At 73.1% G+C, this 19,858-nt stretch carries 21 protein-coding genes; 8 read left to right on the top strand and 13 right to left on the bottom strand.

Annotation, left to right across the window (positions count from 1 at the left end; translation table 11 throughout):
• Window positions 1-99: 99 nt before the first annotated feature.
• Window positions 100-762, bottom strand: a complete 663-nt coding sequence (locus tag ACH4DX_RS16910; RefSeq protein ID WP_398155642.1) for a LysE family translocator — start codon at window positions 760-762, stop codon at window positions 100-102.
• A gap of 124 nt (window positions 763-886) precedes the next feature.
• Between ACH4DX_RS16910 and ACH4DX_RS16905 the strand changes: the two genes are divergently transcribed.
• The 3 genes from ACH4DX_RS16905 to ACH4DX_RS16895 all read left to right on the top strand — a co-directional run bounded on the left by ACH4DX_RS16905 (window position 887) and on the right by ACH4DX_RS16895 (window position 4,162).
• Window positions 887-1,339 (top strand): Lrp/AsnC family transcriptional regulator, encoded by a 453-nt coding sequence (locus ACH4DX_RS16905; RefSeq protein ID WP_398118525.1) that lies wholly within the window; start codon window positions 887-889, stop codon window positions 1,337-1,339.
• A gap of 182 nt (window positions 1,340-1,521) precedes the next feature.
• On the top strand, window positions 1,522-3,543 hold the full coding sequence (locus ACH4DX_RS16900; protein WP_398155816.1) for an FAD-dependent oxidoreductase: 2,022 nt from the start codon (window positions 1,522-1,524) through the stop codon (window positions 3,541-3,543).
• 82 nt (window positions 3,544-3,625) lie between these two features.
• Window positions 3,626-4,162 carry a PadR family transcriptional regulator gene (locus ACH4DX_RS16895; protein ID WP_398155641.1) on the top strand — a complete coding sequence of 179 codons (537 nt, stop codon included), beginning with the start codon at window positions 3,626-3,628 and terminating at the stop codon, window positions 4,160-4,162.
• Between the two features lie 18 nt (window positions 4,163-4,180).
• On the opposite strand, the gene ACH4DX_RS16890 is transcribed toward ACH4DX_RS16895, so the two are convergent.
• The 4 genes from ACH4DX_RS16890 to ACH4DX_RS16875 form a co-directional block, all read right to left on the bottom strand.
• Window positions 4,181-5,425 carry a Gfo/Idh/MocA family protein gene (locus ACH4DX_RS16890; protein ID WP_398155640.1) on the bottom strand — a complete coding sequence of 415 codons (1,245 nt, stop codon included), beginning with the start codon at window positions 5,423-5,425 and terminating at the stop codon, window positions 4,181-4,183.
• Window positions 5,422-6,174, bottom strand: a complete 753-nt coding sequence (locus ACH4DX_RS16885) for a sugar phosphate isomerase/epimerase family protein (protein ID WP_398155639.1) — start codon at window positions 6,172-6,174, stop codon at window positions 5,422-5,424. The genes ACH4DX_RS16890 and ACH4DX_RS16885 overlap by 4 nt, the downstream gene beginning before the upstream one ends.
• A 324-nt stretch (window positions 6,175-6,498) precedes the next feature.
• On the bottom strand, window positions 6,499-7,020 hold the full coding sequence (locus tag ACH4DX_RS16880) for a hypothetical protein (RefSeq protein WP_398155638.1): 522 nt from the start codon (window positions 7,018-7,020) through the stop codon (window positions 6,499-6,501).
• A gap of 198 nt (window positions 7,021-7,218) precedes the next feature.
• Entirely contained in the window at window positions 7,219-8,172 is a 954-nt protein-coding gene (locus tag ACH4DX_RS16875; protein WP_398155637.1) for a LysR family transcriptional regulator, read from the bottom strand.
• A gap of 230 nt (window positions 8,173-8,402) precedes the next feature.
• Here ACH4DX_RS16875 and ACH4DX_RS16870 point away from each other — a divergent pair, with 230 nt between their 5' ends.
• On the top strand, window positions 8,403-8,981 hold the full coding sequence (locus ACH4DX_RS16870; RefSeq protein WP_398155636.1) for a TetR/AcrR family transcriptional regulator: 579 nt from the start codon (window positions 8,403-8,405) through the stop codon (window positions 8,979-8,981).
• Complete coding sequence (locus ACH4DX_RS16865; RefSeq protein WP_398155635.1) at window positions 8,978-10,315, top strand: aldehyde dehydrogenase family protein; 1,338 nt, start codon at window positions 8,978-8,980, stop codon at window positions 10,313-10,315. Before ACH4DX_RS16870 ends, ACH4DX_RS16865 begins: the two co-directional genes overlap by 4 nt.
• Before the next feature lie 28 nt (window positions 10,316-10,343).
• Here the strand turns inward: ACH4DX_RS16865 and ACH4DX_RS16860 are convergent, their stop codons facing one another.
• On the bottom strand, window positions 10,344-10,796 hold the full coding sequence (locus ACH4DX_RS16860) for a nuclear transport factor 2 family protein (RefSeq protein WP_398155634.1): 453 nt from the start codon (window positions 10,794-10,796) through the stop codon (window positions 10,344-10,346).
• Window positions 10,797-10,928: 132 nt separating this feature from the next.
• Here ACH4DX_RS16860 and ACH4DX_RS16855 point away from each other — a divergent pair, with 132 nt between their 5' ends.
• A complete protein-coding gene (locus ACH4DX_RS16855; protein ID WP_398118543.1) occupies window positions 10,929-11,501 on the top strand; it encodes a PadR family transcriptional regulator in 573 nt (190 codons plus the stop codon).
• On the opposite strand, the gene ACH4DX_RS16850 is transcribed toward ACH4DX_RS16855, so the two are convergent.
• From ACH4DX_RS16850 to ACH4DX_RS16825, 6 genes are all read right to left on the bottom strand, one after another.
• Window positions 11,468-12,475, bottom strand: a complete 1,008-nt coding sequence (locus ACH4DX_RS16850) for a fibronectin type III domain-containing protein (protein WP_398155633.1) — start codon at window positions 12,473-12,475, stop codon at window positions 11,468-11,470. The two genes, ACH4DX_RS16855 and ACH4DX_RS16850, sit on opposite strands and share 34 nt — an antisense overlap.
• 136 nt (window positions 12,476-12,611) lie before the next feature.
• On the bottom strand, window positions 12,612-13,544 hold the full coding sequence (locus ACH4DX_RS16845) for an anti-sigma factor RsbA family regulatory protein (RefSeq protein ID WP_398155632.1): 933 nt from the start codon (window positions 13,542-13,544) through the stop codon (window positions 12,612-12,614).
• A complete protein-coding gene (locus ACH4DX_RS16840; protein ID WP_398118549.1) occupies window positions 13,541-13,807 on the bottom strand; it encodes an STAS domain-containing protein in 267 nt (88 codons plus the stop codon). The genes ACH4DX_RS16845 and ACH4DX_RS16840 overlap by 4 nt, the downstream gene beginning before the upstream one ends.
• Before the next feature lie 397 nt (window positions 13,808-14,204).
• A complete protein-coding gene (locus ACH4DX_RS16835; RefSeq protein WP_398155631.1) occupies window positions 14,205-14,504 on the bottom strand; it encodes a hypothetical protein in 300 nt (99 codons plus the stop codon).
• Window positions 14,426-15,121, bottom strand: a complete 696-nt coding sequence (locus ACH4DX_RS16830) for an MFS transporter (protein WP_398155630.1) — start codon at window positions 15,119-15,121, stop codon at window positions 14,426-14,428. Before ACH4DX_RS16830 ends, ACH4DX_RS16835 begins: the two co-directional genes overlap by 79 nt.
• Before the next feature lie 184 nt (window positions 15,122-15,305).
• Window positions 15,306-15,545 (bottom strand): FCD domain-containing protein, encoded by a 240-nt coding sequence (locus ACH4DX_RS16825; RefSeq protein ID WP_398155815.1) that lies wholly within the window; start codon window positions 15,543-15,545, stop codon window positions 15,306-15,308.
• Window positions 15,546-15,568: 23 nt separating this feature from the next.
• Between ACH4DX_RS16825 and ACH4DX_RS16820 the strand changes: the two genes are divergently transcribed.
• Both ACH4DX_RS16820 and ACH4DX_RS16815 read left to right on the top strand, forming a co-directional pair.
• Complete coding sequence (locus ACH4DX_RS16820; protein ID WP_398155629.1) at window positions 15,569-16,435, top strand: MarR family transcriptional regulator; 867 nt, start codon at window positions 15,569-15,571, stop codon at window positions 16,433-16,435.
• A 205-nt stretch (window positions 16,436-16,640) separates the two neighbouring features.
• Window positions 16,641-19,010, top strand: a complete 2,370-nt coding sequence (locus tag ACH4DX_RS16815; protein ID WP_398155628.1) for a phosphoketolase — start codon at window positions 16,641-16,643, stop codon at window positions 19,008-19,010.
• A gap of 134 nt (window positions 19,011-19,144) precedes the next feature.
• On the opposite strand, the gene ACH4DX_RS16810 is transcribed toward ACH4DX_RS16815, so the two are convergent.
• Window positions 19,145-19,786 carry a TetR/AcrR family transcriptional regulator gene (locus ACH4DX_RS16810; protein ID WP_398155627.1) on the bottom strand — a complete coding sequence of 214 codons (642 nt, stop codon included), beginning with the start codon at window positions 19,784-19,786 and terminating at the stop codon, window positions 19,145-19,147.
• Between the last annotated feature and the right edge of the window lie 72 nt (window positions 19,787-19,858).

The raw sequence follows: 19,858 nt of genomic DNA, 5'->3' as shown, positions 1-19,858 counted from the left end.
CGGCGGTGACAGTGCCCAGTCTGCGCCGCGACGGCGGACGCGGCTGGCGGATTTCGGACGGGACGCTCGCGGCCGCGCCGGGGCCTCGACGGCGCCCGCTCAGGTCAGCTGCTCCACCGCGAGGACCACACCGATCACGATCATCGCGGCCCCCGAGACCCGGGTGACGGCGCGCGCCGCGGCCGGGCGGGCCCGCAGGACCGTACGGGCGAGCACGCCCACGCACAAGTAGATCGCGCCGCAGCTGACGATGTGGACCAGGCCGAGGGTGCTGATCTGGAGGGCGAGCGGCCAGCCGGTGCCCGGCCGGGTGAACTGCGGGAGCAGGGCGAGGAAGAGCAGCAGCGCCTTGGGGTTGAGTCCGCTGATCCCTGCGCCCTGGAGCACCCGGGCCCGCCGCCAGGGGGTGCCACCGCCCGAGCGCGCCCCGGTCGCCCCTGCCGGCGCGACCCCCGCTGCCGGGTCCTGCGCGGCCTGCGGTGTGCTCGGCCTGCTCAGGGTCGTGGCGCCCAGCCAGATCAGATACAGCGCGCCGAGCAGGGTCAGCGAGGCAAGCACGGCCGGATGGTCGGCGACGACGGCCGCGACGCCCGCCGCGACGACGGCGGTGAGCCCGACGTAGCCGAGCAGGAGCCCGCCGACGGCGGGGGCCACCGAGCGGTCCCTGATCCCCGCGGAGATCGCGTACGCCCAGTCCGCTCCGGGAACCAGGATGAGCAGGACGGACACCGCCCAGAAAGCGGTGATGGAGCTGACGGCCATGGGGTGTTCGTTCTCCCGGAAGGTGGCTTGCGATGTGCTGGCCCGAGGGAGATTAGTTCCGATCCGTCCGAAGGTGTTCCCAAGATCCTTCGAACACGAGGGTGTACGTGGAAGAATCTTCTCCATGGACACCGTTGACCGGCAGATCCTTGCCGAGCTACAGAAGGACGGCCGTCTGACGGTCACCGAACTCGCCGCGCGGGTGCGGCTGAGCCTCTCGCCGTGCCACCGCAGACTGCGCGAACTCGAACGCCGGGGGGCGGTGCGCGGCTACCGCGCGGTCCTCGACCCCGAAGCCGTCGGTCTGACCTTCGAGTCCCTGGTCTTCGTCACCATGCGCCAGGAGGACAGGGACACGGTCGCCGCCTTCGAGGCGGCGGTCGCGGACATCCGGCACGTCGTGCAGGCGCAGCGTCTGTTCGGCGACCCCGACTACCTGCTGCGCGTCGTCAGCAAGGACCTGCGGGCCTTCCAGCGGCTCTACGACGAGGAGCTGGCGACGCTGCCGGGCGTCCAGCGGCTCAGCTCGACGCTGGTCATGAAGCACGTGGTCCAGGAGCGGTCGCTGCCGCTGTGAGCGCCACTGCCGTGGTGAGCGGACCGCTGCCGCTGTGACCTCCGTCTCCGTACGCCGTGCGACCTAGTGCAACTAGTTGCATAAAGCCGGGGGCTGCCCTAGAACTGTGCTGACGACACCCGCATCGCGCCGACGCCCGGCACGGCGTACGCGTACGAAAGAGGGCCGCCCGCATGAGTTCCGTGAGCCGTTACCCGCACCTGCTCAGCCCGCTCGACCTGGGTTTCACGACCCTGCCCAACCGGGTCCTGATGGGTTCGATGCACGTGGGCCTCGAGGAGGCGCCGGACGGGTTCGCGCGGATGGCCGAGTTCTACGCGGCCCGGGCGCGCGGCGGCGTCGGCCTCATCGTCACCGGCGGCATCGCCCCCAACGAGGCGGGCCGCCCGTGGGACGGCGGCGCCAAGCTGACGACCGAGGCGGAGGCCGGACAGCACGCGGGCGTCACCGCCGCGGTGCACCGCGAAGGCGGCAGGATCGCCCTCCAGATCCTGCACTTCGGCCGCTACGCCTACCACGAGAACCTGGTGGCGCCGAGCGCGATCAAGGCGCCGATCAGCCCGTTCCCGCCCCGGGCCCTCACGGACGACGAGGTCGAGCAGACGATCGAGGACTTCGTGCGCACCGCCGAGCTGGCGAAACTCGCGGGCTACGACGGCGTCGAGGTCATGGGTTCCGAGGGCTATCTGATCAACGAGTTCATCGCGGCGCCCACCAACCACCGCACCGACCGGTGGGGCGGCTCGTACGAGAACCGCATCCGCTTCCCCGTCGAGATCGTCCGCCGCACACGCGCACGACTCGGCCAGGACTTCATCGTCATCTACCGCCTTTCGATGCTCGACCTGGTGCCCGGCGGCTCCACCCTCGACGAGGTCGTCCACCTCGCCAAGGAGATCGAGGCGGCCGGCGCCACCATCATCAACACCGGCATCGGCTGGCACGAGGCACGCATCCCCACCATCGCGACCTCGGTGCCGCGCGGCGCGTACACCTTCGTGACCAAGAAGGTCATGGGCGAGGTCGCCGTGCCCCTGGTGACCACCAACCGCATCAACACCCCGGACATCGCCGAGCAGTTGCTCGCCGACGGCGCCGCCGACATGGTCTCGCTCGCACGCCCGCTCCTCGCCGACCCGGACTTCGTCGCCAAGGCGCGGGCCGAGCAGTTCGAAGCCATCAACACCTGCATCGGCTGCAACCAGGCCTGCCTCGACCACACCTTCAGCCTGCGGATCACCTCCTGCCTGGTGAACCCCCGCGCCTGCCACGAGACGGAGCTCGTGCTCTCGCCGACCCGGCGCGCCAAGCGCGTCGGCGTCGTCGGCGCGGGCCCCGCGGGCCTGGCATTCGCGGTCTCCGCGGCCGAGCGCGGCCACGACGTGACCCTGTACGACGCCGCGCCGCACATCGGCGGACAGCTCGACATCGCCCGCCGCATCCCCGGCAAGGAGGAGTTCGACGAGACGCTGCGCTACTTCCGCACCCAGCTCGCACAGCACGGCGTGCGCGTCGAGTTGAACACGCGCGTGACGGCGGAGCAGCTCGCCGCGGCCGGTCACGACGAGGTGGTCGTCGCCACCGGCGTCACCCCCCGCACCCCCGACATCCCCGGCGTCGACCACCCGAGCGTCGTCAGCTATCTGGACGTCCTGCGCGACGGGGCACCCGTGGGCGAGCGGGTCGCGATCGTCGGCGCGGGCGGTATCGGCTTCGACGTGGCGGAGTATCTGACCGACAGCGGCGACAAGGCCAGCCTGGACCCGGCGACGTACTTCAAGCAGTGGGGTGTCGACATGGACTACCGCGACCGCGGTGGTCTGACCGCTCCCGTGCGGCCGGTACCGCCGCGCACCGTCCACCTCCTCCAGCGCAGGACGTCCAAGGTCGGCCAGGGCCTCGGCAAGACCACCGGCTGGATCCACCGCACCGAGCTGCGCCACCGGGGCGTGTCGATGGTCGCCGGTGTCCGGTACGAACGGATCGACGACGAGGGCCTGCACATCACCGTCGACGGCGAGACGCGCACCATCCCCGTGGACACGGTGGTCCTGTGCACCGGCCAGGAGCCGCGCCGCGGCCTGTACGACGAGCTGGTCGCCGCGGGCGTCGACGCGCACCTCATCGGCGGCGCCGACGTGGCCGCCGAGCTGGACGCCAAGCGCGCCATCAAGCAGGGCACGGAGCTGGCCGCCGCGCTGTGACGCCTTCGCCCGCGTGGGCCTCGGGGATGTGCCCGCGCGGCCGTTCCGGCGGAGGGCCGCGCGTCGTCCCTAGGATGCCGACATGTCACTCCCGCACGCGATCCTCACCGCCCTGCTCGAGAAGCCGTCCTCGGGTCTGGAGCTGACTCGCCGGTTCGACAGGTCGATCGGCTACTTCTGGTCGGCCACGCACCAGCAGATCTACCGCGAGCTGGGCAGGCTCGAGCGCGACGGGCTCATCCGCGCGCTGCCGTCACAGCGGGCCGCCCGCGGGCAGAAGAAGGAGTACGAGGTGCTGCCCGCGGGCCGGGGCGAACTGGCCCGCTGGACGGCCGCGAGCCAGGACCCCAAACCGCTGCGCGACACCCTGCTGCTGCGCCTGCGGGCCGCCGCCGTCGTCGGCACGGACGGCATCGAGGACGACCTGCGCCGCCATCTCGCCCTGCACACGGCGCAGTTGGCGGAGTACGAGGAGATCGAGCGCCGCGACTTCCCGCCCGGCAGGGACACCATGGAGGACCGGCTGCGCCATGTGGTGCTGCGGGCGGGCATCGACCTGGAGACGTTCTGGACGCAGTGGCTCACGCGGACCCTGGAGGAACTGGACGACGCCGGGTGAGGGGGCTCGCGGGCAGGCTCAGCCCGCCGTGAGTGTGGCCGCCGTCGGATCCCAGTCCTCGGGCAGTGGCGGCGGGGGTACGACCTGGGCCGACAGGGGTACGAACGCCCCGGTGGCGGCGGACCGCTGGATCGCCGTCATGGTCGCGAGGACGTGGCAGGCCAGTGCGGCGGACGCCCGGTTGGTCGACGCCTGGCCGGACGGCCCGTCGTCGGTGGTGTCCACGGCTGGACCGTGCCGTGGGGCGCGCGCGGCGGGACCGTCCTGCGCGGTGCGTGCCGCCGGCACCGCAGGACCGGCAGGCCCGCGACCAGCCTTGGCCTCGTGCGCGCGGACGGCCCGTGCCATGTCGACGACGCCGAGGCCGCGCCCGTCCGTACGCCCCGTCACGGGCAGTTCGCGCCACGCCTCGCTGCCGTTGGCCCGCAGCCGCAGCGGGCCCCGGAAGGTGTTCGGGTCCGGCACGGCGAGGGTGCCCTCCGTGCCGGTGACCTCGAACCCGATGCGGGAGTGGGCGCTGTCGAAGCTGAACGTCGCGTTGGCGCTCACCCCCGAGGCGAAGGCGAGCAGCGCGCTCACATGCGTCGGCACGTCCACCGGGAACGTCCGACCGGCCAGCGGGCCCGAACCCACCGTGCGCCGCTCGCGGGCCCGTGCCGCCGTCGCCGCCACCCGCTCCACGCTTCCGAACAGGGCGACCAGGGCCGTCAGATAGTAGGGCCCGAGGTCGAAGAGCGGTCCCGCGCCCGGCTGGTAGAAGAACCCCGGGTCCGGGTGCCAGGACTCGGGCCCGAGGCTCTGCACCACCGTCGTCGCCGCGACCGGTGCCCCGATGTGGCCCGCGCGGATCGCCCGCAGCGCCGACTGGAGGCCCGCGCCCAGGAAGGTGTCGGGGGCGCAGCCGAGCAGGAGGCCGCGCTCCGACGCCTCGGCGAGCAGCTTCTCCGCGTCGGCGGGCGTCGGCGTGAGCGGCTTCTCGCCGTACACGTGCTTCCCGGCCCGCAGCGCGGCCGCCGCCACCTGCGCGTGGGCCGCGGGCACGGTGAGGTTGACGATCAGCTCGACGTCCGGTTCGTCGAGGACCGTGGCCAGGTCGCCGGCGAGCGGGACGCCGTGCGTGCGGGCAGCGGCGGCGGCGCGCTCCGGGAGCAGGTCCGCGACCGCGACCAGACGTACGTCGGGGAAGGAGCTGAGCGTGCGCAAGTACTCGGCGCTGATGACGCCCGCGCCGACCACGGCGACACCGACGGGGCCGGTGTTCACCCCGCCTCCAGCGCGCTGACGTAGGCGCGGCTCGCCTCCAGCTCCCCCAGGAGGTCGCCCGCGCACGCGTCGAACTCGACCACCCGCCACGCGTCGGGTGCGGCTGCGAGGACCTCGGGCACGGGCATGGTGCCGCCGCCCACGGCGACGTTCGGGTCCTCCTTCGTACCCGGGCCGTCCTTGAGGTGCAGGGCCTGCACGCGCTCGCCGAGGCGGCCGAGCAGCGCCGGTACGTCGGCGCCGCCGACCGCCGCCCAGTAGGTGTCGACCTCGAGGAACACGGCCGGTTCGAGGAGCCCGGCCAGGACCTCGAGGGCGTGCCGGGCGCCGTGCTCGCCGAGGCGGGGTTCGATCTCCCACCAGTGGTTGTGGTAGCCGAGCCGGAGCCCGTGCCCGGCTGCCCGCTCTGCGAGGGAGTTCAGCCGTTCCGCGACCCGGGCGAGGCCCTCGTACGCGGTGAAGTCCTCGTGCGGGAACCCGGCGGGGACGATCGCGAGGTCGGTGCCGAGCTCCGCGACCGCGTCGAACACGGCGCCCGGCGCACCGGTCAGTGCCTGCGCGACGTGCGCGCCGGACACGGCGAGGCCCAGGTCGTCGGCGACGCGCCGCAGCCCCGCGGCGTCGTCGGTGACGTCGAACGCCTCCACCGCGCCGTACCCCATCGCCGCGAGCCGCCCCAGCGTCCCCGCACGGTCGGCCGCCAACTCCGCGCGCACGGAGTAGAGCTGAACGCTGAGAGGTCGTGACATGGAGGTCCCTCCCCGTCGACTGGGAGGACCGTAGGTCGGGAACGCGGCCCCGACAAGGGGGCATGGCACCGCCCCGGCCCCGGACGCCGACCGTCCCCCGCTCCCGGGCCTTCCCGGCCGTTCCCGGCCGTCCCGGCCGCACACCACCCCCCGGCCGTCCCGGCCCCCACCCCTCCCGGCCGCATCCAGCCGCACACCGCGAAGGCCCGCGCCCGGACCCGGCGACGATGCCGGGGCCGGACTCGGGCCGGTCGGTGGCCGGGGCGGGGCCCCGGCCGCGGGTGGGAGCCGGATCGGGTGGTCCGGCCGTGGGGGAGGCCCGGGTCAGAAGCGGCCGCGGGCCGTGCGGCGGCGCATGAACCAGACACCGCCCGCCGCGGCCGCGGCCACCATGGTTCCGCCCGCCGCCAGCGTGATCGTGCCGTAGTCCTCGACCGCGCCGCCGACACCGCCGCGCACACCGCGGGGCGCCGTCGTCGACGAGACCGTGGGCGTCGACGTCGCTCTGGTGCCGACCGTCACGCTCTGCGAACCCGCAGCCGAGCCGTCCGTGCAGATGACCGCCACCGTATGGGTGCCGGATGCGACGTTCGGCCAGGACGCGGTGCCGCCCGACAGCTGGGCCTGGCGGCCCGACGCGAAGCTGGCGGTGCCGTTGCTCATCAGGGCCGCCTTGCCGCCGCCGGTGCAGGCGGTCGTGCTGACCTGCACGGTCGACCCGTTGACGGTCACGGTGATCCCCGGACCCGCGACCGCCGCCGGGGCGGAGAGCGCCAGCGGAAGCGCGAGGGCGGCCACGAACAGTCCGGAGCGTGGAGACAGCAGCGATATCTGGGTGGTGCGCATGCTTCTTCCCTCCGGTGGCACGGGAGGCGGTACGTCCCATGCGCCGCCGGAGTCGGGAAACGCCCGTGCTACCTGACGTCGAGCCAACGCGGCGTCGGTCCGCGGCGCATGCGGACGGACGCCGGGCAGGTGACGGATTCCGTCGTCCGGCCGCAGGACGACCGCCCGCCGGGGCGAGCCACCCCCCGGCCGGGAGCGTCACCAGGCCGGAGCGGACCGCAGAAGGCGGTCGCGGACGAGCTGGACGTGCGGATTCGCGGGAGCACCCGGCCGCTGCGCGAGGTAGCTGGTGTCGATCGGCGGGTCCTCGGGCAGTAGCAGCGGCACCACCGCGCCCGAGGCGAGCTCGTCGACGCACAGATAGCGCGGCAGGACGCTGACGCCCGCCCCGGCCACGACCGCCGCGAGCACCCCGCGGAGGTCCGGCACCGTCATCGCGGCATCCCCGGTGAGCCGCTCACCGAAGACGTGCCACCAGTACCGGCGGGCGAGGGGCAGGTCGTCGGCGTACGCGAGCAGCGGTACGCCGCGCAGCGCGGCGGGCCCCTCGGTGGCGACCCGCCCCGCGCCGATGCGCTCCGCCACGGCCGGCGCGGCGACCAGCACGAACTCCTCGTCCGCCAGCGGGACCGCGCTGAGCGTGCGCCCGCGCAGCCGGACCGTGGAGATCACCAGGTCGAAGCGGCCACCGCGCAACCCGTCGAGCAGGTCGTCGGTCAGACCGAGGGTGACGCGCAGGCGCACGCCCTGTCCGGTGAGCGCCGCGAGCGAGGGCAGCACCTTGGTGCACACCAGCGCGGCGGGACCGGCCAGGTGGACCGGGTCCGGGCGCTTCTCGGGGGCGAGCGGGCCCCGGTCGGCCACCGCCGCGAGCGCGTCGATCGGGGCCGCCACCTGCGCGGCCAGCTCGTCGGCGACGGAGGTCGGAACGGCCCCGCGCGGCCTGCGCTCGAACAGCTCACGCCCCAGCTGCTGCTCCAGGGAGCGGATCTGTGTCGTCACCGTCGGCTGCGAGAGGCCCAGCACCCGTGCGGCGGCGGTGAACGAGCCGGAGCGGTGCACGGCGAGGAACGTACGCAGCAGCGACAGATCCAGCGGTGCGCGCGAACGCCCCCGGTTCGCGCCAGGGCCATTGGATTCTCTATGGGCCATGCAGAACATCCTATTGGCCCTCTATGGGGCCGTCGCCTACCGTCGAAAGCACGGCAGCCTGACACTTTGCGTACGAAACGTCAGCGCGTCCGAAGCAGCAACAACAGCAGCAGCAGCTCAAACGCCCGCAGCGCGAAACGCCCGCAGCTGTATCGCGAGCAGCGTGAAACGCCCGCAGCCCGCATGCGTCATACGTCCCGCATGCGCCACGCACGGAACCGACTGGAGCCATGGCCACCGACCGACTCACCGACGTCCTCGACGCCACCTACACGTGCCTGACCAGATACGGCGTGCGGCGCACCACGGTGGACGACATCGCGAGCGAGATGGGCGTCTCGCGCTCGGCGGTCTACCAGTACGTGCGGGGCAAGGACGACGCGGTCCGGCAGCTGGCGCGCCGTCTGCACGACCGGGCCCTGGAGCGTGCTGAGGCCGCGGCGGTGTCCGGCGTGCCGACCGCCGAGCGCGTCCACGGCGTCCTCGCCGCCAAGCTCGACCTGGTCCTCGACCTCGTCGGCGGCTCCCCGCACACCGCCGAACTCGTCGACACCAAGGCCCGGCTGTCCGGCGACATCTGCGACGCCTTCACCGAACGGGTACGGGCGCTGCTGACCGCCCAGTTCGCGGCGGCGGGCGTACGGGAGGCGTCCGACGTCACCCCCGCCCGGGCCGCCGACATCTGCCTGGCCCTCGTCATCGGCCTGGAATCCACGCCCGACGCGGCCACCCTGCTGCGCCCCGCCACGAACGCCCTGCTCACCGGGCTCCTGCCCGCACCCACAGCGACACCCGTGAGGAACTCATGAACGACAGCACCACCCCCACGCCCGCCGAGGACCCCGCGACCCTCGTGGCCCGGCTCCGCGCCACCTTCCGCACCGGCCGCACCCGGCCCCTGGCGTGGCGCAGGCAGCAGCTCACGCGCCTGCGCGACATGCTCACCGAGCACCGCGAGGACATCGCGGACGCCCTCCACGCGGACCTGGGCAAGCCCCGGGCCGAGGCCTACCGCTCCGAGATCGACTTCTCCGTGCGGGAGATCGACCACACCCTGGACCATCTGGAGGAGTGGCTGCGCCCGGAGTCCGTGGACGTCAGCGGCGTCTTCGGGGAGCGGGCGCGCGCGGGCACGCAGTACGACCCGCTGGGCGTCGTCCTCGTCGTCGCGCCGTGGAACTACCCCGCGCAGCTTCTGCTCGTACCCGTGGCGGGAGCGCTCGCCGCGGGCAACGCGGTGGTCGTCAAGCCCAGTGAGATGGCCCCCGCCACCTCCGCGGTGATCGCCCGGCTGCTGCCGCGCCATCTGGACACGGACGCCGTCGCCGTCGTCGAGGGCGGCGTGCCCGAGACCACGGAACTGCTGGCGCAGCGCTTCGACCACATCTTCTACACCGGCAACGGCACCGTAGGCCGCATCGTCATGCGCGCCGCCGCCGAGCACCTGACCCCGGTCACCCTCGAACTCGGCGGCAAGTCACCGGCCTTCGTCGACGCCGGTGTGAACACCACGGAGGTCGCCCGGCGCCTGGTCCGCACCAAGTTCGCCAACGCGGGGCAGACCTGCGTCGCCCCCGACTACGTCCTGACCGACCCCGCCACCGCCCGCGCCCTGGAGGCGGCCCTCGCGGAGGCCGTCGAGGAGCGGTACGGGGCGAACCCGGCGGCCTCGGACGCGTACGGCCGCATCGTCAACGAGCGGCACTTCGACCGGCTGTCGGGCCTGCTCGGCTCGGGCCGCGTGGTGACCGGCGGGCAGACCGACCGCGCCACCAAGTACATCGCGCCGACCGTGCTCGCCGGGGTGCGCCCCGACGAACCGGTCATGCGGGAGGAGATCTTCGGCCCGATCCTGCCGATCGTCGAGGTCGAGGGGCTCGACGAGGCGATCGGGTTCATCAACGACCGCGACAAGCCGCTCGCCCTGTACGCCTTCACCGACTCCGAGGACACCCGTGAGCGCCTCGCCGCGGAGACGTCGTCGGGCGGGCTCGGGTTCGGGTTGCCGATGGCCCATCTTTCCGTGCCCGAGCTGCCGTTCGGCGGTGTCGGCGAGAGCGGGATGGGCGCCTATCACGGCCCGCACTCCCTCGCGACCTTCAGCCACCGCAAGGCACGCCTGGACGTGCCGCTGCCCGCCTGAGCCGGCGGCCGCCCCCAAAGGCCCGGTGTCACCGCTCCTCGGGGAGCGGTGGCACCAAGCCGTCGGCGACCAGGCCCGCGTACACGGCCGCGCCGAGCGTCTGCACCGCCGACAGCGGGCGCACCATCACCGTGAACTCCTTGATCCGGCCGTCCTCGTCGAAGTGCAGCAGGTCGATGCCGTGGATCTCCTTGCCGTTCACCGTCGTCCGGAACGGCAGCACGGCCGAGGCCGCCTCGCTGCCGTCGGCGCTGGTCCGCGCCGTGCCCTCGTACGACCCGATGTACCGGAAGTCCTCGAAGAGGCGCAGCAGCACCCCGAAGAGCCCCACGACCGTCCGGCGCCCCTCGAAGGGCTGGAACTTCACGGGGCTGTAGAAGCGGATGTCCGGTGTGAACAGGTCGTCGAGCGCGGCGAGTTCGCGCTTCTCGACCGCTTCGCGCAAGCGGGCGGCGGCGTCGACGACAGGTGCTGCGGCCATGGGGAAACCTCCCGGTCCAGGTACTCGAGATACTCATGAAACTGAGTATTCTGATTCTTGACTATGATGGCGGAGCTGGGCGCGCGGCAAAAGCCCCCGGCGGAGCGGACCGAGCGGGAGAAGGAGGCGGCCATGGCCTTGCGGCACGCGGTGCTCGCGGCGCTGCTCGACGGCGAGTTCAGCGGATATCAGCTGGCCAAGGGCTTCGACATCGGCGTGGCCAACTTCTGGCACGCGCTGCCGCAGCAGCTGTACGCCGAGCTGGCGCGCCTGGAGGGCGAGGGACTCGTCGCCGGGCGCGAGGTGGTGCAGGAGGGGCGGCCGAACAAGCGGATGTTCCACGTCACCGAGGCGGGCGTCGCGGAGCTCGAGCGGTTCGCCGCGACGCCCGCCAAACCGTCCTTCATCCGGGACGACCTGCTGGTCAAGGTGCAGGCCGTCGACGGCGTCGACCCGGCCCCGGTGATCGCGCAGCTCCAGGAGCGCGCGGCGGTCGCCGAGGCCAAGGCCGACGTCCTCGGCAAGCTCCTGGTGCGGCTGCGCGGGGAGATGGACGAGGAGGAGTTCCTGCGGACCGGCAGGCGGATCGGGCCCTATCTGACGTGCCGCCGCGGCCTGGCCTTCGAGCGCGAGACGTACGACTGGTGCCTGCGCACGGCGGAGGTCCTGCGTCAGCGGGTGGTGACGGTCCGCTCGGGGGAGTAGCCGCCCCAGGTGCCGTCGGGCAGCTTGGCACGCAGCTTCACGCGGTGCGTCTCGCCCGCCTCGCGGCCCACGTAGAAGCTGTGCTTCGCCTTGTCCGTCGGTGTCTCGCCGCCGAACACCAGCGACGTGGCGCTCCGGCCGTCCAGGTGGATCTGGTACTCCGTCACGGCACCGCCGGTGCGCGGCGGCTTCCAGGTGAGGTCGATGTAGTACGCCTTGTCGTCCTTCGAGCGGTGGGTACGGGCCTGGAAGTCCGCCGGGGCCGTGGCGCGCCCGCTGTCCTTGCCCGCCGCGGTGGTGACGCGCACGCTGGGGCTCGCGGCGGAGAAGTTGTCGGCGGCGTCGCGCGCCTTCACGGTGAATGTGTACGCGGTACCCGGCCGCAGGCCCGTGATCAGGGTGTCCGTGGTGCCCCCGCCGACGCTGTGGATCTTCGAGCCGCCCTGGAAGATCTCGTACGAGGCGACGCTCCGGTTGTCCTTGGACCCGGCCCAGGCGAGGGTCGCCGCGCGGCCGCCCTCGGCCGCGCCGCGCAGGGTGGCGGGACGCGACGGGGCCTTGCGGTCGGCGGCGGTGGCGGCGGGCGTGCTGACCTCCAGCTTGGTGCTGTCCGGGCTCACGTTGCCGTCGGTGTCGCGGGCCCGTACGAAGAAGGTGTACGTGGCCGACGGCTTCAACCCGGTGACGTCGACCATGTGCTGGTCGGCCGGGACGTCCTTGACCTTGTCGGCGCCGCGGTAGATCTCGTAGCCGTCGATGTCGGACCCGTCGGTGGTGCTGTTCCACATGACGTGCACGGAGGTCGCGCTGCCCGCCTGGACGGTGAGCCCGCGCGGCGCCGACGGCATCCGGGTGGCCTTGCCGTCACCACCGCCCCAGGCGCAGGAACTCAGTCCGCAGACCGCCGCGGTGACAAGGAGGCAGGCGGTCCGCAGGGGGAGCGGTTGGCGGGGCGGGTGGGGGGTCCGTCGCACGGTCGTGCCTTCCACTCGACGCAATTGGTCCGGACCAATTGGAACAGGGTGACGGGGGCACATCAAGAGGGGAGAGCCATGGCGCTCTCCCCGGGCACGCGGTCACCCGGTCGCCCGGGCCTCGCCGGGTAGCCGGTCAGCGTGCGAAGTAGCAGTGGATGGTCGTGCCTTCGCCCGGAGCGGTGTGCAGGCGGACGAGGTCCGCGAGCACGTGCACGAGCAGCAGTCCACGCCCCCCGCGCTGGTCCCGGGACGCGGGGTGGCGGCCGGCCAGGGGGTCGGCGAGGAGGCCCGCGTCCCGTACCTCGCAGACGACGTACTGGTCCTTGGACCAGATCCGCAGCGTGCCCGCGCCGCCGCCGTGGATCACGCTGTTGGTCGTCAGCTCCGCCACCGCGAGGGCGAAGTCGCCGAGGCGGGACTCGGGCAGGCCGAGCTCGGCCGCCCGGCGCGCGGCCGCGTGGCGGACGTCGGGCAGTGACTCCGCCCCGTAGGGCGTCGACGGCGCGTCACCGGGCGCGTCGAGGGGCTGGTTGTAGCGGGAGACCACCGCTTCGGGGGCGTAGGACGCGCTGGTGTCCTGCGTACCGGCTTCGATGATCGTGGGGTGCGTGGCGTGGGCGTCGGCCAGGACCGTCTCTTCCAGGCGCTGCGCGTCGTAGGGGCAGAGAATCGTTGCCTCTCGGCCCCGGAACGCCAGGTTGATGAGCGCCTCGTGCTGTACGCAGGCGGGGTACTCGGTCTCGGTGCGCCCGGCCCAGATCGGCTCACCGATGATACGGACCCGCCGGGTGGCATGGGTGTCGGCGAAGGCCCGTAGGACGCGCGGGATGATCCGGCCGGGGTTGCGGCCCGCCTCCGTCATGTCGAGGAGCCGCACCCGCGAGGCCTGTTTGCCGAGCGCGGCGCGGATGAGTTCGAGGTTGGCCCCGGGAACCGCCACGGCCACCGCCTCACCGGCGTCGAGGCCCGCACGGACGAACGGCACGGTGCCCGCCAAGTACTCCTGCTCCCCGCGGTAGAAGAGCGCCGGGTGGACGAAGGGGTCGGTCTCGGTCATGGCATTCATGCGGTGGCCACCTCGATCGCGGACAGGTCGGGCCAGAACAGCTCGAGGAGGCGGCTCAGGGCGGGCGGTGGGTCTTCCAGCACGATGCGTTGCTCGTCGTCCAGGCTCTGGGCGGTCGTCGCCAGAGCCGCGGCCCCGGCCACGTCGATGAAGGTGAGCGCCGAGAGCTCCAGTCGGTACGGGCCTTCCTGGCGCTGCCGCGGCACGCGCTCCAGGGCGCGCTCCCACACCGGCTGAGTGGGCAGGCAGACTTCCCCTGTCACCTTCAGACCGGCTCGGTCCGGCAACGTACAGACGCTCAACTGCCTTCTCCACGATGCCGCTCCGCCCGCTGCCGGGTACCCGCCGTACGGGTCGTTCACATCGTCCTCCCGCCGCCCCGCGCGTTGTCGTCGCCAGTATCCCCCACCGGTCCGGACCGCCGCTCGGGGCGTGTGGCCGATCGTAGCCCCGGCGCACGGGCAAAGCCGCGCCGGCCGGTGCTCCGGCGGACTCGGCACAGCTGTCGCCGCACCGGTCCACGCAACCGCCGTGTCCGGCGGGAACCGTGCCCGTGTTCACACCGGTGACGTTCTCGACCGCGCCGCCGACGCGCGGGAACGGGGCGATGGGGTCAACGGTGCCGGTGACGGCCCACCTGCTGAACCCGACCCCAGCGGGTCAGCGAACCCGGCGGTCCCGATCCGCACCGTACCCGGCACCCGCCATGGCGACGCCGAGGACGATCAGGACCACGAGCGGAAGCGTCCAACTGCTCGTGGTGGTGTGCAGGATGCCGAGGAGGAGGGGGCCGGCCGCCGCCACGAGGTAGCCCACGGACTGCGCCATGCCCGCGAGCGCGGCGGCCTCCCCGGCGCTGCCCGCGCGTTCGCTCTGGAACGTCAGCGCGAGGACGAGGCACACGCCGCCGCCGGCGCCGAGCAGGGTGCACGCGAGGACGGACAGCGCGGGCGCGGACACCAGGACAGGCGAGCCGCGACCGTAAGGGAACGGCGCTGCGGGTCGCGCCCGTGGCGGCCTGCGGCCTGTCGCCCCGCGTCCGGGGCAGCCAGGCGAGGAACGCCGCGACGGCGGAGGGCGACGCCCCAGGCGAGGGCCGTGTGCCAGGAGCCGGGCAGGGCGTGGGAGAGCGGTGCGGAGATCCCGGAGGAGACCGCGGCGGTGACGCCCATGACCGTGACGTAGAGGGCGCTGACGCCGTGGATGCGGTGTGCGGGGACGTTCCGCCTGATCAGGGCGGGCAGCGGCACATTGCCGAACGCGATGGCCGCGGACAGGACCACGGTTCCCGTGAACAGGCAGATCACCGAGGGGAGCGACCAGACCACCGTGCCGACGGCCAGCGCGCCGAGCGCCGCCACCAGCAGGCGCGCGGTGCCGAACCGGTGTGAGGCGCGGGCCACCAGGGGCGACGTCGCCGCGAACGTCAGCAGGGGCAGGGTGCTCAGGAGTCCGCCCCAGCTCGCTGTCAGGCCGCTGCCCCGCTCGATCTCCGGCAGCAGCGTGCCGACGCCGGTGAGGCTGGTGCGCAGATTCGCCGCCACCAGGCAGATCGCGACGAGAAGCCTGATGGACACGGCGGGCCGGGTGCGGTCGATGGGCGGGGACCCGGTGGTGGCGGGTGGAGGGGACAGGGGGCCGGTGGTGGCGGACGGGGGTCCGGCGGTGGCGGGCGGAGGCGACCGCGGCCCGGTGGCGGGGGACGAGGGTGACTGCGACCCGGGGGTGAGGCCCGGCGGGATGTCACCGGCGGCTCGGCGCTCACTCTTCCTCCGCTGCCCGGGGTGCCCCGGCCTCGTGGTCACGGGTGAGCCGCACGATCGCGGCCGCCGTGGCGCGGGCACCGCTCTCGTCCCGCGCCTCGATCGCGTCGACGAGCCGCCGGTGCAGATCGGAGTGCTCCTCGGCGCCGACGGCGTCCCAGGGCAGGCCGCCCAAGGACGAACTGAGAGCCGTACCGAGATAGTCGTACACCTCGACCAGGAGGTCGTTTCCGCTGATCGGCGAGTCTGTCCGCGCAGCTCGTGGAGAGTCTCCCCAGGGAAGTGGCCCGCAACGGCGGCCCCCGTGGCTACCGCGCCGACCACGCCCACCACGCGACCGCCCGCCGGGCCCGCCGCGCCGCCACGACCCCGTACGAGGCGGGGGAAGGGCGGGACCCCGACGCGGTACGCGGCTTCGTGGAGCAGTTCGCGGAGCTGATGGTGCACATCGGGCTCCCGCGCACGGCCGCGCGCGTGCTCGCCGCCCTGGTCGCGACCGACACGGGCGCCCTCACCGCCGCCGACCTCACACGGCGGCTCGGCGTCAGCCCCGCCTCGGTGTCCAAGGCCGTCGGATATCTGGAGCGCCTCGAACTGCTGCGGCGCGAACGCCGTGCCGAGGGACGGCGCGAGCGTTACGTCATCGACGGCGACGTATGGCTGCGGACCTGGCTGACCAGTGCCCGTACGCACGCCATGATGGCCGACACCGCCCAGGCCGGAGCCGACGTCCTCGGCCCCGGCACCCCCGCGGGCGCCCGTCTCGACAGCATGCGGCAGTTCTTCACGAGCCTCAGCGACGAGATGGCGGGCGGCACCACCGCCTCCGCGTTCGCCGACGCCCTGACCGTGCTCGCCGCCCTCGTGCAGGCCGCGGTACCCCTGACCGCCGGTGCGTCGGCGGCCGCGCTCGGCTGGCCGCAGGAGCGTATCGCCACGGCCCTGCACGACGCCGAGCAGCACCCGGACATCGCCGACCCGCTGGCCGTGCACCGCTCGGAGCAGGGGACGTACGGCGTCGCCGTGAGGGCGGGACGGCTCAGCGCGGCGCAGTGCGCGGCGCTGAACCGTGCGCGTCACCCGACGGCCGCCGGGAACGTCGGCGGCCCGAAGCGAATCGGTACATAGTGCGATAGAAGGGGTAAGGGATGTGTCGGTCAGCGGTCCGCGCCGCCCGTCCGTCCCGCACGTTCCGCCCATCACCCCGTCTGAACCGCGCCATACGTGGAACCCGGCCCGCCACCGCAACCACAGACGGCCACCGCACACCGCCCGGTGACCGCACCCGACAGGCGGCCACCGCGCCGACCGGACAGAAACGAGGCCCCCGTCCATGGCCAAGGACTCCCTCACCTCCCGGGACGCTCATTCCCTGGACGCCCACTGGCGCGCCGCGAACTACCTGGCGGCGGGCCAGATCTATCTGCTCGCCAACCCCCTCCTGACCGAGCCGCTGCGGCCCGAGCACATCAAGCCGCGCCTCCTCGGGCACTGGGGCACTTCACCCGGCCTCAACCTGGTCCACACCCACCTCAACCGCATCATCAAGGAGCGTGACCAGGACACCCTGTGCATCTGGGGCCCCGGCCACGGCGGCCCCGCCGTCCTCGCCAACTCCTGGCTCGAAGGCAGCTACACGGAGGTCTACCCGGACGTGACCCGGGACGCCGAGGGCATGGGACGCCTGTTCCGGCAGTTCTCCTTCCCGGGCGGCGTACCGAGCCACGTGGCCCCCGAGACACCCGGTTCCATCCATGAGGGCGGCGAGCTCGGCTACTCCCTCGCCCACGCCTACGGCGCCGCCTTCGACAACCCGGCCCTGCTCGTGGCCTGCGTGGTGGGCGACGGCGAGGCGGAGACCGGTCCCCTCGCCACCAGCTGGCACTCCGGAAAGTTCCTCGACCCCGTGCACGACGGCGCGGTCCTGCCGATCCTGCACCTCAACGGCTACAAGATCGCCAACCCGACGCTTCTGTCCCGTATCCCCGAGCCCGAGCTGGACGCGCTCCTGCGCGGCTACGGGCACGAGCCCCTGTACGTGTCGGGGGACGACCCCGCGACCGTCCACCGCGAGCTCGCCGCGGCATTCGACCGGGCCGTCGACCGGATCACCGGGATCCAGCGCGAGACACGCGCCGCGGGCGCCCGCGCGCACCGGCCCGCCTGGCCCATGGTCGTCCTGCGCACCCCCAAGGGCTGGACGGGGCCGAAGAGCGTGGACGGCGATCCCGTCGAGGGCACCTGGCGCTCCCACCAGGTACCGCTGTCCGGAGTGCGCGACAACCCCGAACACCTGCGGCAGCTCGAGGCCTGGCTGCGGTCCTACCGACCCGAGGAGCTCTTCGACGCCGAAGGGCGCCCCACCGACGAGGTCCTGTCGTCCGTACCCGTCGGCGAGCGCCGCCTCGGCGCCACCAAGCACGCCAACGGCGGCCTGCTCACCCGTGCGCTGCCGCTGCGCCCCCTGGAGGACTTCGCCGTCACCGTCAACAAGCCCGGCACGGCCCAGCACGAGCCGACGAAGGTGCTCGGCACGATGCTCGCCAAGGTCATGGCCGACACCGCCGGGCGCCGCGACTTCCGGGTGATGGGCGCCGACGAGACGGAGTCGAACCGGCTCGGCGCGCTCTACTCGGCGACCGGCAAGGCCTGGCAGGAGCCGACGCTGCCCACCGACGAGCACCTGGCCACCGACGGCCGCGTCATGGAAGTCCTGTCCGAACATCTCTGCCAGGGCTGGCTCGAGGGCTATCTCCTCACCGGCCGCCACGGCCTGTTCTCCTCGTACGAAGCGTTCGTGCACATCGTCGACTCCATGGTCAACCAGCACATCAAATGGCTGAAGACGGCCCGCGCGCTGCCGTGGCGCGCGCCCGTGCCCTCGCTGAACTACCTGCTGACCTCGCACGTCTGGCGCCAGGACCACAACGGGTTCTCGCACCAGGACCCCGGATTCGTCGACCACGTCCTGAACAAGAGCCCCGAAGCCGTCCGTGTCTATCTGCCGCCGGACGCCAACACCCTGCTGTCCGTCGCCGAGCACGCCCTGCTCAGCAGGGACTACGTGAACGTCATCGTGGCGGGCAAGCAGCCCTGCTTCGACTGGCTGAACCTGGACGCGGCCCGCGCACACTGCGCGCGCGGCGCCGGTGTCTGGGACTGGGCCGGCACCGACGACGGCCCCCGCGACCCCGACGTGGTCCTCGGCTGCGCGGGCGACGTGCCCACCCAGGAGGTCCTCGCCGCCGCGGCCCTGCTGCGCGAGCACCTGCCCGAGCTCGCCGTGCGGGTCGTGAACGTCGTCGACATCGCCCGGCTCCTGCCGCGCGAGGAACACCCGCACGGCATGGGCGACTCCGAGTACAACGCGCTGTTCACCACCGACAAGCCGGTGATCTTCGCCTACCACGGCTACCCGTGGCTGATCCACCGCCTCACCTACCGCCGCACCGGCCACGACCACCTCCATGTCCGCGGCTACAAGGAAGCAGGCACGACCACCACCCCCTTCGACATGGTCGTACGCAACGACCTCGACCGGTACCGCCTCGTCATGGACGTCATCGACCGCGTGCCCGGCCTCTCCGTACGCGCCACCGCCCTGCGCCAGGAGATGGCCGACCAGCGCACCCGCCACCACGCCTGGATCCGTGAGCACGGCACCGACCTGCCCGAGGTCGTGGACTGGTCCTGGCCCTACTGAGCCGCACCGCGGCGGGGCCCGGGACGCGGGGCTCGATGCGTGAGCCGTGAGCCGTGAGCCGTGAGTCGTGCGCCGTATGTCCTGCGCCGTGCGCCGTGCGCATCGTGCCTCGTGTCGCGGGCCCGTGCGCGCGGCTACTCGGCGCCGGGTCCCAGGAGGAGATCGAGGCCGTGCTCGAAACGGCCGTCGAAAGAGGTGTCGCGCAGGTGCGGGGCCAGGCGGCGGAGTGCGGGGTAGTCACCCGCCGCCACGGCCCGGTCGAAGCGGGCGTCGTCCGCGGCGGGCACCGACTGCTCCTCCTGTGTCAGGCCGAGGACGAAGTACAGCAGGTCCCACGCCGTCCACGCCGCCTCGCGCTCGCCCGACGGCCCGTGCAGGAGCGCGGCGGTGAGCGTCTCGGCGAAGCGCAGCGTGGCGGGCTCGGCCGCGTACGTCCCCGCCACGACGCGCGCGCCGTCGCGGTGCGCGAGGAGCACTCCGCGGTAGCGGCGCATCAGCTCGCGCACGCGGGCCCGCGGATCCGCCGGCAGCTCGTCGAGGGGGACCTCCGCGACGATCGCGTCGGCCATCAGCTCCAGGAGCCGGGTCTTGGTCTTGGCGTGCCACAGCACGGTGTTCATGCGCACGCCGAGCCGCTCCGCCGTGCCCCGCACCGAGACGCCGTCGGCGCCCCTGTCGGCGAGCAGGCCGAGCGCCGCCCGCGCCACCGCCCGTGGTGTCAGGCCCGCGCGGTGGCCGCTCTCGGACCGTGCGGACGTCCCTTGCTTTTTGGTCACTGACCTAGTCTACTGACGACTGAGCGGTCTTGGTCAGTGACCAATACGACCGTCGTCCTCGAAGGGAAGGCC

This window comes from Streptomyces sp. NPDC017940 (genome assembly GCF_044328435.1).
Lineage (GTDB): Bacteria > Actinomycetota > Actinomycetes > Streptomycetales > Streptomycetaceae > Streptomyces.
The sequence above is the reverse complement of the archived record's forward strand: the minus strand, read 5'-3'. Positions and strand labels throughout refer to the sequence as shown.